General features: G+C 60.3%; 12 protein-coding genes. 5 read left to right on the forward strand and 7 right to left on the reverse strand.

Features of this window, described 5'->3' with window-relative positions; all coding sequences use genetic code 11:
- Window positions 1–186 precede the first annotated feature (186 nt).
- Genes tcyN through tcyJ form a run of 3 tightly spaced genes read right to left on the reverse strand, consistent with a single transcriptional unit; the run spans window position 187 to window position 2,406 of the window.
- Window positions 187–945, reverse strand: coding sequence for an L-cystine ABC transporter ATP-binding protein TcyN (gene tcyN / locus HU725_RS01025; RefSeq protein WP_186478377.1), 759 nt, complete (start codon window positions 943–945; stop codon window positions 187–189).
- 1 nt (window position 946) lies between these two features.
- Window positions 947–1,615 (reverse strand): cystine ABC transporter permease, encoded by a 669-nt coding sequence (tcyL, locus tag HU725_RS01030; protein ID WP_060478696.1) that lies wholly within the window; start codon window positions 1,613–1,615, stop codon window positions 947–949.
- Complete coding sequence (tcyJ, locus tag HU725_RS01035; RefSeq protein WP_060478697.1) at window positions 1,612–2,406, reverse strand: cystine ABC transporter substrate-binding protein; 795 nt, start codon at window positions 2,404–2,406, stop codon at window positions 1,612–1,614. The genes tcyL and tcyJ overlap by 4 nt, the downstream gene beginning before the upstream one ends.
- Before the next feature lie 273 nt (window positions 2,407–2,679).
- Here tcyJ and epsC point away from each other — a divergent pair, with 273 nt between their 5' ends.
- Window positions 2,680–3,612: a serine O-acetyltransferase EpsC gene (gene epsC, locus HU725_RS01040; protein WP_060478698.1), complete on the forward strand. Its 933-nt coding sequence runs from the start codon at window positions 2,680–2,682 to the stop codon at window positions 3,610–3,612.
- Window positions 3,613–3,826: 214 nt separating this feature from the next.
- Window positions 3,827–5,788: a choline transporter BetT gene (gene betT / locus HU725_RS01045; RefSeq protein WP_186478439.1), complete on the forward strand. Its 1,962-nt coding sequence runs from the start codon at window positions 3,827–3,829 to the stop codon at window positions 5,786–5,788.
- A 56-nt stretch (window positions 5,789–5,844) separates the two neighbouring features.
- On the opposite strand, the gene tauD is transcribed toward betT, so the two are convergent.
- Genes tauD through tauA form a run of 4 tightly spaced genes read right to left on the reverse strand, consistent with a single transcriptional unit; the run spans window position 5,845 to window position 9,349 of the window.
- The gene (gene tauD / locus HU725_RS01050) at window positions 5,845–6,678 is read right to left on the reverse strand and encodes a taurine dioxygenase (RefSeq protein WP_186478378.1); all 834 of its coding nucleotides are present in this window, start codon (window positions 6,676–6,678) and stop codon (window positions 5,845–5,847) included.
- Window positions 6,679–6,728: 50 nt separating this feature from the next.
- Window positions 6,729–7,568, reverse strand: coding sequence for a taurine ABC transporter permease TauC (gene tauC / locus HU725_RS01055; RefSeq protein ID WP_186478379.1), 840 nt, complete (start codon window positions 7,566–7,568; stop codon window positions 6,729–6,731).
- Complete coding sequence (gene tauB, locus HU725_RS01060) at window positions 7,565–8,353, reverse strand: taurine ABC transporter ATP-binding subunit (RefSeq protein WP_186478380.1); 789 nt, start codon at window positions 8,351–8,353, stop codon at window positions 7,565–7,567. Before tauB ends, tauC begins: the two co-directional genes overlap by 4 nt.
- Window positions 8,354–8,377: 24 nt before the next feature.
- Window positions 8,378–9,349 carry a taurine ABC transporter substrate-binding protein gene (tauA, locus tag HU725_RS01065; protein WP_186478381.1) on the reverse strand — a complete coding sequence of 324 codons (972 nt, stop codon included), beginning with the start codon at window positions 9,347–9,349 and terminating at the stop codon, window positions 8,378–8,380.
- Window positions 9,350–9,836: 487 nt separating this feature from the next.
- On the opposite strand from tauA, the gene HU725_RS01070 reads away from it, so the two are divergent.
- From HU725_RS01070 to HU725_RS01080, 3 genes are all read left to right on the forward strand, one after another.
- Complete coding sequence (locus HU725_RS01070; RefSeq protein ID WP_060478704.1) at window positions 9,837–11,165, forward strand: OprD family outer membrane porin; 1,329 nt, start codon at window positions 9,837–9,839, stop codon at window positions 11,163–11,165.
- Window positions 11,166–11,328: 163 nt separating this feature from the next.
- Complete coding sequence (locus HU725_RS01075; protein ID WP_186478382.1) at window positions 11,329–11,967, forward strand: peroxiredoxin; 639 nt, start codon at window positions 11,329–11,331, stop codon at window positions 11,965–11,967.
- A 333-nt stretch (window positions 11,968–12,300) separates the two neighbouring features.
- Window positions 12,301–13,266 (forward strand): sulfonate ABC transporter substrate-binding protein, encoded by a 966-nt coding sequence (locus HU725_RS01080; RefSeq protein ID WP_186478383.1) that lies wholly within the window; start codon window positions 12,301–12,303, stop codon window positions 13,264–13,266.
- Window positions 13,267–13,274: the final 8 nt, after the last annotated feature.

The raw sequence follows: 13,274 nt of genomic DNA on the forward strand, positions 1-13,274 counted from the left end.
TGAACTAGATTTTTGGAATATGCATAGAAGGGAGGAATCTGCCGTGGGTGTAACGGCCTTTCGCGGGCATGGGCAGGCATCGCGCAGGTGCGGCTTGAGCCGCGAGTACCACCCACCGCGACGAGCCTTTGCGCTCCCACAGAGGCTACTCGCAGTGGACATACCCGTGAAAAGGCCCGTGAGGGTTCACTCGGAGGCGGTTGTGCCGAGGAATTTGCGCAGGAATTGCCGCGTGCGCTCTTCCTTGGGGGCGGCAAACAGCGCCTTGGCTTCGCCTTGTTCCACGATCACGCCTTTGTCGAAAAAGATCACTCGGTTGGCAACGTCGCGGGCAAAGCTCATTTCGTGAGTGACGATGATCATGGTGCGCTTCTCCTCGGCCAAGCCGCGGATGGTCGCCAGTACTTCACCTACCAGCTCCGGGTCCAGGGCTGAGGTGGGCTCGTCGAACAGGATCACCTCAGGCTCCATGGCCAACGCGCGAGCAATAGCCACGCGTTGTTGCTGGCCCCCGGACAGGCGCCTTGGATAGGCATCTTCCTTGCCTGCCAGGCCAACCTTGGCCAGTAATCGCCGGCCAAGGTCCAGGGCTTGCTCGCGCGGGGTTTTCTTGACGATCACCGGGCCCTCGATGACGTTTTCCAGGGCGGTGCGGTGGGGGAACAGGTTGAAGTTCTGGAACACGAAACCTGCCTGCTGTCGCAGGCGGCGAATCGCACTTTGCTGGCCGCTGAGCGGGCGGTTGGCATCGATGCTGATAGCGCCGATCTGAATCTGCCCCGCATCCGGTGTTTCCAGCAGGTTGAGGCAGCGCAGGAAGGTAGTTTTGCCCGAGCCGCTGGGGCCGATGATGGCTACCACCTCACCGGCTTGCACGGTGAGGTCGATACCGTTGAGTACGGTCTGGCCCTTGAACTGCTTGGTCAGGCCTTTGACGACGATCATCTCATTGCTCCTGGTCGTGCTGGTTGACCCGCGCTTCCATGCGGTTCTGGAAGTACGCAAGGATGCTGCAGAGGACCCAGTAAATCACTGCAACGGCCAGGTACATGGTGAACACCTCGAAGGTGCGCGCGGTGATCAACTGCGCCTGGCGGAACAGTTCGGGCACCTGGATGGTGGCGGCCAGTGCGGTGTCCTTGACCAGCGAAATGAAACTGTTGCCCAGCGGGGGCAACGCCGTGCGCAACGCCTGGGGCAGAATCGCCCGGCGCATTGCTTGGGTGCGGGTCATGCCGATGCTGGCCGCCGCCTCCCACTGGCCGCGGTCGATCGACGAGATGGCCGCCCGCAGAATTTCGCAGATGTAGGCCGCCATGTTCAGAGACAGACCGATCAGCGACGCTGGAATCGGGTCGAGCTCGATCCCTATCTGAGGCATGCCAAAGTAGATCACGAACAGTTGCACCAGCAGTGGCGTGCCCCGGAAGAACGACACGTAGATGCGCGCCAGCCAGTCAAGCGGCAGAATCTTCGACAGCCGCATCAGTGCCAGGACAAAGCCCAGCACCAAGCCGAAGAACATGCCGCCGACACTGAGCAGCACCGTATAACCCGCGCCCTTGAGCAAAAAGGGCGCGGAATCGGCAACGAGTTGCAGGCTTTCAGCAATCATTTGGTGACATCGGCACCGAAGTATTTTTCGGACAGCTTGGCGAGCGTGCCATCTGCCTTGAGCTTGTCGATGGCCTTGTTGATGGCCGCCAGCAATTCAGGCTCGCCTTTGCGCAGTGCCACGCCGCTTTCCAGGCGCGAGAAGGCATCGCCGGCCAGCTCGGTGTCCTTGGCTTTCTGGGCGTATTCCAGTGCTGCCAAGCGGTCGATCAGGATCGCATCGATGCGGCCGTTACGCAGGTCGGCGAACTTGCTTGGGTCGTCTTCATAGGTGCGCACGTCAGCTTTAGGCACGTCCTGCTTGACCCATTGCTCATAGTTGGTACCAAGGCCAACGCCGACTTTCTTGCCGGCCAGATCCTGGGCGCCATGGATGTTCAGCTGGTCGGCCTTCTTTTTCAGCACCAGTGCCTGGATCCCGGAGACGGTGTAGGGCTCGGAGAAATCATATTTCTTCTTGCGCTCTTCGGAGATGGTCACCTGGTTGACCACGATGTCCAGGCGCTTGGATTCCAGCGCGGCGAGGATACCGTCCCACTTGGTTGGCTGGATCTTGGCCTTGACGCCTAGCTCCTTGGCCAGCAACTCCGACAGCTCGACCTCGAAACCCGTGAGCTTGCCGTTTTCATCCTGGAAGCTGAAAGGCGGGTAGGTGCCTTCGAGGCCGACGTTGATCACGCCTTTCTCTTCGATGGTTTTCAGCTGCTCGCCTGCGAAGGCCTGGCCAAGCAGGCCGGCGCCCAGAAGGAGGGCTAGACTGGCGTTGAGTAAGGGTTTGGCGAATTTCGACATGTCAGGCCCCGCGCTTGTAGTGGAAGTAGTGGGTGGCGACTATAGAGCTGGCCTTTTAGGCCGGGAAATAATAAAAACTTATCTTATTATTACCAATTAACTCAGTGCCGTGGTCCGGCTGCTCTTGAGGGTAGGCCAGGACTTGGCCACCGTCATTACGGCTTATGCCGTACTTAGCGCAGGATGGAATAAAGCGTTGTTTTTTCCAAGGGGTGGATTTGCCGTAGAGTGAATTGCACAACGTCAGATCAGCCCCTTTGGCAGGAGAACACCGTGAGCGAACAACCTTCATCTGGGCAATGGCACCTGCACACTATCGTCAGCGGCCTGCGCACTGCCCGCGAACAGTGGCGCAGCCGCAATGGGCGCAGCATCGGCGAGCAGGGCGGGCGTGAGCTGCCTTCTCGCGAAGCCATGCGGCAGATACTCGAGCAGCTTTGCGGCGCACTGTTCCCGATGCGCCTGGGGCCGGTCGACCTTCGCGAAGAGAGCGAGGACTTCTATGTCGGCCATACCCTCGACACGGCGCTTACCGCGCTGCTGGTGCAGGCGCGGTTAGAGCTGCGCTACGCCGCGCGCCAGAGCAAAGCGCCGGTGCACGACATCGATGCCCAGGCCCTACACTTGATTCAAGGTTTCGCGGCGGCCTTGCCCGGCCTGCGTGAGCTACTCGATACCGATGTACTGGCGGCGTATCACGGCGACCCCGCCGCGCGCAGCGTGGATGAAGTACTGCTGTGCTACCCCGGCATTCTGGCGATCATCCACCACCGCCTGGCCCACTACCTTTACCAGGCCGGTTTGCCGCTGCTGGCGCGTATCAGCTCGGAGCTGGCACATTCGGCGACTGGCATCGATATCCACCCAGGCGCCCAGATCGGCCCGAGTTTCTTCATCGACCATGGTACCGGCGTGGTGATTGGCGAAACGGCGATCATCGGTGAGCGGGTGCGCATCTACCAGGCGGTGACACTGGGCGCCAAGCGCTTCCCCAGCGATGAGTCGGGCACGCTGCACAAAGGCTTGGCGCGCCACCCAATTGTCGAAGATGACGTGGTGATTTACGCCGGCGCGACGATCCTTGGGCGGATCACCATCGGCAAGGGTTCGACCATTGGCGGCAACGTCTGGCTGACCCGCAGCGTGCCGGCCGAAAGCAACATCACTCAAGCGAACCTCCAGCTCGATTGCCAGGTCAAAAATTGACCCATATGGGGTGCCAATCGGCGCCCCAGTTCGCATTGAGCGGCGATCCATGTTTAACTTGAACGCTTGTTCAATTAAAAAACGCTGGTCCGCTGCCGGTGTTCAACAGGAGGATTCCTTTGCTGAACCCGTTCATCCCGAACCTCACGTCGATTGACGAGGTGCCTTACGCATGAGTGCACCGTCCCCATCCCTTGCCGACGGCAAGATCCGCATGAACCCGCCGGTGTTCTACTTTGCGGCAACGTTCATTCTATTGTTCGGCCTAGTGGTAATCGCCTTTCCCGAGGCTGCCGGCCAATGGTTGCTGGCGGCGCAGAACTGGGCGGCCAATACGGTCGGCTGGTACTACATGCTTGCCATGAGCCTGTACTTGGTATTCGTCGTGGTCACTGCGGTGTCAGGCTACGGCAAGATCAAGCTCGGTGCCGACCACGACGAACCTGAGTTCAGTTACCTGTCTTGGGCCGGCATGCTGTTCGCCGCCGGCATCAGCATCACGCTGTTCTTCTTCTGCGTATCCGAACCCTTGACCCACATGCTTACCCCGCCCCAAGGCGAAGGTGGCACGGCCGAAGCCGGGCGTCAGGCGATGCAGATTCTGTTCCTGCACTGGGGCCTGCATGGTTGGGGCGTGTTCGCCTTCGTCGGCATGGCGCTGGCGTATTTCGCCTATCGGCATAACCTGCCGCTGGCCCTGCGCTCGGCGCTGTATCCGCTGATCGGCAAACGCATCAACGGGCCGATTGGCTACGCCGTGGACGGTTTCGGCATCATCGCTACGGTGTTCGGTCTGGGCGCCGACATGGGCTTTGGTGTGCTGCACCTGAACGCCGGCCTCGACTACCTGTTTGGCATTAGCCATAGCCAATGGGTACAGGTGGTGCTGATTGCATTGATGATGGGCGCGGCGGTGGCGGTTGCCGTGGCAGGGGTGGAAAAGGGCGTTCGGGTGATGAGCGACATCAACCTGTTCCTGGCCTGTGCCTTGCTGTTGTTCGTATTGTTCGCTGGGCCCACCCAGCACTTGTTCAATACCTTGATCCAGAACCTTGGCGACTACCTCGGCGCCTTGCCGCGCAAAAGCTTCGATGTGTACGCGTACGGCGAGCAGCGTGACTGGCTGGGCGGCTGGACGGTGTTCTACTGGGCCTGGTGGATTGCCTGGGCTCCGTTCGTAGGGCTGTTCATTGCGCGTATCTCCCGTGGCCGTACCATCCGCGAGTTCGTGTTCGGTGTATTGCTGATTCCGCTGGGCTTTACCCTGGCGTGGATGTCGATCTTCGGCAACAGCGCGCTGGACCAAGTGCTCAGCCACGGCATGACCGCGCTTGGCCAGTCGGCGTTGGACAACCCGTCGATGAGCCTGTACCTGCTGCTGGAAACCTACCCCTGGAGCAAGACGGTGATCGCCGTCACGGTGTTCATCAGCTTCGTGTTCTTCGTCACATCGGCCGACTCGGGCACCGTGGTGCTGTCGACCCTGTCAGCCAAAGGCGGCAACGCTGACGAAGACGGGCCGAACTGGCTGCGGATTTTCTGGGGCGCGATGACCGCATTGATCACCAGCGGCCTGTTGTTCGCCGGCAGCATCGACTCGCTGAAATCGGCGGTGGTACTGACCTCGTTGCCGTTCTCGCTGATTCTGCTGTGCATGATGTGGGGGCTGCACAAGGCCTTCTACCTCGAGAGCCAGCGGCAGATCGCGCAGATGCATTCGTTGGCACCGTTCGCCCAGTCCCGCCGTGGCCGCGGTGGCTGGCGCCAGCGCCTGAGCCAGGCAGTGCACTTCCCCTCGCGCGACGAGGTGTATCGCTTCATGGACGATGTGGTGCGCCCGGCGATTGCCGATGTGCGCGAGGTGTTCGAGCAGAAGGGGCTGGTGCTGGTGACCCAGGACGACCCGAGCCATGACAATGTCAGCCTGAAAGTGGGCCATGGCGAGGAGCAGCCGTTCATCTATCAGGTGCAGATGCGCGGCTATTTCACCCCGTCTTTCGCGCTGGGTGGGCTGGGCTCGCAGGAGCTCAAGAACCGCCGCTACTACCGTGCCGAGGTGCATCTGAGCGAAGGCAGCCAGAACTATGACCTGGTCGGCTACAGCAAGGAGCAGATCATCAACGACATCCTTGACCAGTACGAACGGCACATGCAGTTCTTGCATCTGGTCAGGTAGTCATCTGCTCGGGCCCTTTCGCGGGTTCACCCTCGAAAGGGCCCGAGCAGGATGCCTCAGAAAGGCGCATCCCCCAGTATGGTCGCTCGGTGCATCACCCTGCGCTGAGGCCGGTAGTCATCCACAGCGAAATGCTGGGTCACGCGGTTATCCCAGAACGCCACGTCATTCTTTTGCCAACGCCAGCGAATGCTGAATTCCGGCCGTGTTGCATGGGCGAACAGCAGTCGCAGCAGCGCCTCGCTCTCCGTTTCGCTCAATTCGTTGATGCGCGTGGTGAACCCCTCATTGACGAACAACGCTTTGCGCCCGCTGACCGGGTGCGTGCGCACCACCGGGTGCGACAACGGCGGGTTGTTGCGCCGCGTGGCCTCCCAGCGGGCCAGGTCTTGTGCCGTGGTACCGAAGCGCTCCAGCGGAAATGACTTGGTGAAGTCATGGGTGGCGCTCAGGCCATCGAGCATTTCGCGCAGTGGCGCCGAAAGTGCTTCGAACGCTGCAATACCGCTGGCCCAAAGCGTGTCGCCGCCATAGGCCGGCAGGTGTTTGGCGCTGAGCACCGCACCCAGTGCCGGGGTCGGCAGAAACGTTACGTCGGTGTGCCAGACCGCATTGTCACGCACGTCCGTGAGCGCCGTATCGAGGATCAGCACCTGGGGCGTCTCTGGCACGTTGGGGTAGATCGGGTGAATGTGCAGGTCACCAAAGTATGCGGCGAACCGTGCCTGTTGCTCTGGGGTGAGCGGCTGATCGCGAAAGAACAGCACCTGATGCTCAAGCAGCGCCTGCTCGATGGCGTCACGCTGTGGGTCAGTGATGTCGCGGCTGATGTCCACGCCGCTGATTTGCGCGCCGAGCGCAGGGCTGAGGGGGGTAATGGTCAGGCTCATGGCGGTCTCTTCAATCAGGCGCCGGGTTGCCGGCGTGGTCAGTCGGATGCTCAGTGGTTCTGCCCATGCCAGGGCACCAGCTTGCGTTGCAGGGCGCGCAGGCCCATTTCAAGGGCGAAGGCGATCAGGGCGATCAACAGAATGCCCAGCACCACCACGTCAGTGACCAGGAACTGCGCCGCCGACTGCACCATAAAGCCCAGGCCGCTAGTGGCGGCGATCAGCTCGGCGGCGACCAAGGTCGACCAACCGACCCCCAGGCCGATCCGGATGCCAGTCAGAATGTCTGGCAGGGCGCTAGGCAGGATCACGTGGCGAATCAGTTGTGTGGGGGTGGCGCCCAGCGATTGCGCCGCCCGCAGCTTAGCGGGGTCTACCGTGCGCACCCCGGTGGCCGTGGCAATCGCGATGGGCGCGAATATCGCCAAATAGATCAGCAGCACCTTGGACAACTCGCCGATGCCGCACCAGATAACGATCAGTGGCAGGTAGGCCAGCGGGGGAATGGGCCGATAGAACTCGATCAGTGGGTCGAGAATCCCCCGCGCCACACGGTTGTAGCCGATGGCGATGCCCACCGGGATGGCGGTCAAGGTCGCTGCAGCAAGGGCCAGGCCGATACGGCCGAGGCTGGCACCCAGGTGCTGCCACAGGCTTGCGTCCATGTAGCCTTGGGTGAGCAGAGTCCAGGCCTTGGCCGCGATGTCCCCAGGCGAGGGCAGGAACAGCGGCTCGACCCATCCTGCTGCCGTCACCAGCCACCATACAAGCAGTAGGCTGGCCAGGGTCAGGCTGCTGATCCACCGGGTTGACAGCGAGGGCCTAGCCTTATGCGCCGGGCGTTTATGGGAAGAGTGTTTGCCGGCAATCGGCAGATCCAGGCTGCTCATGGGCGCTCCTGCAGGCTTTGGCGTTGGGAGAACACGCGGGCCAGAACGTGCTCGCGCGTTTCGATGAAAGCTGGGTCGGACTTGATCGCCCGAGCCGGCTCCCCAGCCGCGTAGCGCTGGCCGAAATCCAGTTGCAGGCGCTCGACCACACGGCCAGGGTTGGGCGCCAGCAGCACCAGCTCGGTGGCCAGGAACACCGCCTCTTCGATGTCGTGGGTAATCAGGAAAACCGGCTTGGCGGTGCGCTGCCAAACCTGCAGCAGCAGCTCTTGCATCTGTTCACGGGTGAAGGCATCGAGGGCGCCGAAGGGTTCGTCCATCAACAGCACGCGCGGGTCGGCGGCCAGCGCACGGGCCAAGCCAACACGCTGTTTCTGGCCGCCGGACAACTGCCAGATGCGCCTATCGGCGAAGCCTTCGAGGTCCACCAGGGTCAACATTTCGCGGGCTTTGGCCTCGCGCTCGGCGCGTGGTACACCGGCCAGCTCCAGGCCGAAGGCAACATTGCCCAACACGTTCTGCCACGGCAGCAAGGCGTCGTCCTGAAACACCACGCCCCGCTCGGCCCCGGGGCCTTGTACCGGTGCGCCATCAAGGGTGATGTGCCCAGCGCTGGGGCTAACGAAGCCGGCGATAAGGTTGAGCAGCGAGGTTTTGCCGCTGCCCGATGGTCCCAGGGCCACCAGCAGTTGGCGTGGCCCCAGGCTTAGGTTGATATCGGCCAGCACCGGGGAGGTGGCGCCGGGGTACTGTGCGCTGATGCGCTCCAGCTCTAGCAAGGCCATGGCAGGCTCCGTGTGGTTGCAGTCTTACTGCGGGATGTACTGCGCGCTGACGTAGGGCGAGTAGTCGGGCAGCACTGCTTCGACCTTGCCTTGCTGTTTGAGGAAGGTAGCCGTATCGGTCAGCGCTTGAGTGGTCGGTGCGCCCAGCTCTTTAGCCTGGTCGGCGGCCAGCGGGTAGATGTTGCCTTGCAGCAGCACCGGGATATCCGCAGGTTTGGCACCGGACAGCTTGGCTAGCTTGGCCACGTTGTCCGGGTTGGCCAGCCACGCTTTGGGGTCTTTGCGATAGTCGGCATAGGCGTCCAGGGTGACCTTGGCGAAGGCCTTGACCACATCGGGATGCTTGGCGGCGAAGTCTTTGCGCACGATCCAGGCATCGAAGGTCGGCGCGCCCTTCTTGGCCAGATCACCCGAGGTGATCAGCACCTTGCCGTTTTCCTTGGCTACACCCAGGGCAGGGTCCCACACGTAAGTGGCATCGATGTCGCCGCGCTTCCAGGCGGCTATGATCGCCGGTGGTGCGAGGTTGAGGATCTGCACCTTGGACGGGTCGATGTTCCAGTTCTTCAGCGCGGCGAGCAGGCTGTAGTGGCCGGTGGAGACGAACGGCACGGCGACTTTCTTGCCAATCAAATCTTGCGGGGTCTGAATACCGTCGCGGGCCACCAGGGCCTCGCCGGCACCGATCTGGGTAGCGATGAGGAAGGTTTCGACTGGCAGCTTGCGGGTGGCCGCGGCGGCCAATGGGCTGGAGCCGAGGTAGCCGATCTGCACGTCGCCGCTGGCCACAGCGGTAATCACATCTGCGCCGTTATCGAACTTGCGCCAGTCGATACTGGTTTTGCTGGCTTTTTCGTAGTCGCCATCGACCTGGGCAACCTTGGCTGGGTCGACGGTGGTCTGGTACGCAACGGTAAGGTCGGCGGCCTGAACCGACCAGGTGGCGCCAACCACAGCGATGGCAGCGAACAGACGCAGCGAAGCATGCGGGATCATGTAGGACCTCTCGTCGGGCAAAGGATGAGCTGAATGACGAAAAGACTAAATGATCTAACAAATCCAATATAAATAACTTTTTAGAATTAGCTTAGGAGGCAATCGTTTTACTCCCAACGGCAGTGGCGCAATGCAAATGCGCTGCTAGGCTCCTGTCCCTTCACTGCCTATGGAAAGACTGCGCGCTGGTCAGCAAACGTTTGCAAATAACCTAAAGATATGATTGGAAGCGTCGATACAACTTTTTGTAGGATTGGTTCCTTTGATATTCCGTAATAATCTTACAAATTCACAAAACGGTCATTTTGGATTTATAGGATTGTCATTATCCTGTAGCGCAGGGCCGTCTTAGACCAAAGTCGAGAAATGTTTAGAAACTATTGACTAAATGGTCACGGTTTGGGGCTAATCGCCCATCCACGGTCGAGCGGGGCACAAGACCCTGCCGCCAGTGATACACAAGAATTAGAACGTAGAGGAGCAAAACATGTACAAGTCCAGCCTGGCTCTGGCCGTGGCAGTGGGGGTTTTCGCCCAAGCAGCAGGTGCCGCCGGTTTCGTAGAAGACAGCAAGCTGTCGGTGAGCTCGCGTACCATGTATTTCAACGGTGACAACCGTGAAGGTGGTGCCGATAACCGTGAGTCTGGTCAGGGCTTCAAGCTCGACTACATCTCCGGTTTCACTCAAGGCACTGTTGGTTTCGGTGTCGATGCCCAGGCCCTTTGGGGTATTCACCTGGACGGCGGTCGCGGTAAGCACCCCGACAACAGCTCCTTCTTCCCAAGCGATACCGACGGTTCGGCGGTAAGCCAGTGGGCACGTGCCGGTGCCAATGCTAAGGCTCGCTTCTCCAAGACCGAAGTTCACTACGGTAGCGCCCTGGCCCCTAACCTGCCGATCCTGGTGGCCAACGACGGTCGACTGCTGCCACAAACCTTCGAGGGTGGCACCATCCAGTCGAAGGAAATCGACAACCTGACCATCAACGCCGGTCAGCTGACTCACGCCATGGGCCGTGCTTCGAGCAACCGTACTGGCCTGTCGATCGCTGGTGCCACTGCCGACAGCAACAAGTTCCGCTACGGTGGCCTGGACTACAAGCTCACTCCAGACCTGACCCTTCAGTACTACTACTCGAACCTGGAAGACTTCTACAAGCAGCACTTCCTGGGTGCGACCCACATCTTCAAGATCGCTGACAACCAGTCGTTCAAGACCGACCTGCGCTACTTCGACAGCAGCAGCGACGGTAACAACGGCCACGGCGGCGGCTACAACTTCAACAACAACGGTGGTTATGCCAAGAACAATGGCAAGGTCGACAACAAGACCTGGACTGCCATGTTCACCTACACCTTGGGCGGTCACTCGCTCATGCTGGGTCGTCAGCAAGTCAGCGATGACGGCGGTTTCGTCTGGCTGAACCAGGGTAACGTAGTTGACGGCAACGGCCGTGGCGAAGGCGCTGGCGGTTCCAGCTTCTACCTGTTCACCGACAGCATGATCAACCAGTTCGCCCGTGCTGGCGAGAACACCAACTTCGGTCAATACGCCTATGACTTCGCCTCGCTGGGCGTACCAGGCCTGAAGGCCTCGGTTTCGTACCTGCGCGGTGATGACATCCGCTACAAGTCCGGCCACGGCACCTACAACGAGTGGGAACGTGATGCGCGCATCGACTACACCGTTCAGCAAGGCACCCTCAAAGGCCTTGGCTTCAGCCTGCGCCAGGGCGTGTTCCGTGGTCAGGGTGAGTCCTCTGCCGATCAGGACCAGACTCGCTTCATCGTGAACTACACTTACAGCTTCCTGTAAGTCTTAGTTACACCAAGAGCCTCGCCTAGTGCGAGGCTTTTTTGTGGACATCATTCGATATTCCTTGGGGTTATAGATAAATCATTATTTATTCTTTTTGTTCTGGTTCGAATACAGGCACATTCAACCCATACAACAGAACACCGCACAGGAGCCGCACCCCATGAGCCTCAAACTTGGCGACATCGCCCCGGACTTCGAGCAGGATTCAAGTGAAGGCAAGATCCGCTTTCACGAATGGCTAGGCAGCAGCTGGGGTGTGCTGTTCTCCCACCCGGCGGATTTCACTCCAGTGTGCACCACCGAGCTGGGCCTGACCGCCAAGCTCAAGGATGAGTTCGCCAAGCGCGGTGTAAAAGCCATCGCCCTGTCGGTTGACCCGGTCGACTCACACCATAAGTGGATCGCGGATATCAACGAAACCCAGAACACTGTGGTCAACTTCCCGATCATTGCCGACGCCGACCGCAAGGTTTCGGACCTGTATGACCTGATTCACCCCAATGCCAGCGACACTTTGACGGTGCGCTCGCTGTTCATCATCGACCCGAACAAGAAGGTACGCCTGACCATCACCTATCCGGCCAGTACCGGGCGCAACTTCAACGAGATCCTGCGGGTGATCGACTCGCTACAGCTCACCGACAACCACAAGGTTGCCACACCAGGGAACTGGCAGGACGGCGACGATGTGGTGATTGTGCCTTCTCTAAAAGATGAGGAAGAAATCAAGCAGCGCTTCCCGAAAGGTTACCGGGCTGTGAAGCCTTATCTGCGGCTGACTCCGCAACCTAATCGCTGACCAAATCCTCGTTGCAGTGCTCTTAGCCATAGCAGGGATTTTCGGGCCGTTTCGACGGCCCTTTTTTATGCCTGGGTAAAAGTGATGGGGTTGTTCGCGGATAGACCCGCTCCCGACCGATGCTGCGTGGGTTGCAAGAAGACCTGGTAAGGGCGGCTTTCGCCGCAATAAAGCCCTCATGTCCAAAATCATAAAATGGAATAAACAAATGAAAAAATATGATTTCTAGATATATAAGCAGGCTGGTACTGTCACCCCATAGCTTCACCACCTTACTCGCCCGTCAACGAGGCAAGCAGGTGCAACCCGAACCCTATCGCACAGGAGAGCGCCATGCGCACTGTCTTCTTGCGTCGTGGTCTGGTCGCCCTGTTTGCGGCGGCTGTGTCCTTCGGCGCCATCACCCAAGCTCACGCAGAAAGCCTGCGTATCGGTTATCAGAAATACGGAACCCTGGTGCTACTCAAGGCCAAGGGTACGCTTGAGAAGCGCCTGGCCGCTCAAGGCGTGCAGGTGCAATGGACTGAGTTCCCCGGCGGGCCGCAGTTGCTTGAGGGGTTGAACGTCGGCTCGATCGACTTCGGTGTCACCGGTGAGACCCCGCCGGTGTTCGCTCAGGCCGCTGGTGCCGACCTGCTGTATGTGGCCTATGAGCCACCTGCGCCGCACAGCGAGGCCATTCTCGTGCCCAAGGACTCGCCGGTGCAGTCGGTGAAGGACCTCAAAGGCAAGAAAGTCGCCCTCAACAAGGGCTCGAACGTGCACTACCTGTTGGTCCGCGCCCTGGAAGACGCCGGCCTCAAGTACAGCGACATCCAACCCGTCTACCTGCCCCCCGCCGATGCCCGCGCCGCCTTCGAGCGTGGCAGTGTCGATGCTTGGGTGATCTGGGACCCGTACCAAGCTGCCGCCGAGCAACAACTACAGGCCCGCACGCTGCGTGATGGTCAAGGCCTGGTGGATAACCATCAGTTCTATCTGGCAACGCGCAGCTACGCCACCCAGCACCCGGCGGTAATCAGCGCCCTGATCGACGAAGTGCGCGCTGTCGGCCAGTGGTCCCAGGCCAACCCGCAAGAGGTCACCGAGCAGGTCGCCCCACTGCTGGGCCTGCCTGCCGACATCACCCTGACCTCGGTGAAACGCCAAGGTTACGGTGCCCAGCCGCTCACCCCGCAGGTGGTTGCCGCGCAACAGAAGATTGCCGACACCTTCCAGGTGCTCAAGCTGATTCCCAAGCCCTTGAGCATCAAGGACGTGATCTGGACACCCCCGGCCAAGGTCGCCACTGCGCCTTGAATGATTCG

The organism is Pseudomonas promysalinigenes (assembly GCF_014269025.2).
In the GTDB taxonomy this organism is placed as follows: domain Bacteria; phylum Pseudomonadota; class Gammaproteobacteria; order Pseudomonadales; family Pseudomonadaceae; genus Aquipseudomonas; species Aquipseudomonas promysalinigenes.